The sequence below is a fragment of the Delftia sp. ASV31 genome, assembly GCF_016428765.1.
GTDB classification, from domain to species: Bacteria; Pseudomonadota; Gammaproteobacteria; order Burkholderiales; family Burkholderiaceae_C; genus Comamonas; species Comamonas acidovorans.
Map to the genome: position 1 here is coordinate 1 of NZ_JAELTK010000285.1, position 314 is coordinate 314.

The 314-nt window shown below is 74.5% G+C and carries 1 pseudogene; it reads right to left on the reverse strand.

From position 1 onward, the window contains the following. Positions 1-49 precede the first annotated feature (49 nt). Positions 50-314, reverse strand: a pseudogene (locus JHD82_RS29430) (hypothetical protein); the annotation flags it as partial.

The following is a 314-nucleotide window of genomic DNA, read 5'->3' on the forward strand; positions in this document are numbered from 1 at the left end:
AGCCACACGAGCAGCGGCGCCACCAGGGTGACAAGGCCGCCGTAGACCATCAGCTGGCGGAAGAAGCGGTCGCGGTCCACGCCCTTGGCATTGGCCAGGACGAGGGCGCCGTTGGTCGAGAAGGGGCCTGTCTCTTATACACATCTGACGCTGCCGACGAAATGCGAACAGTGTAGATCTCGGTGGTCGCCGGATCATTAAAAAAGGGGGGGGGGGGGGGGGGGGGGGGGGGGGGGGGGGGGGGGGGGGGGGGGGGGGGGGGGGGGGGGGGGGGGGGGGGGGGGGGGGGGGGGGGGGGGGGGGGGGGGGGGGGG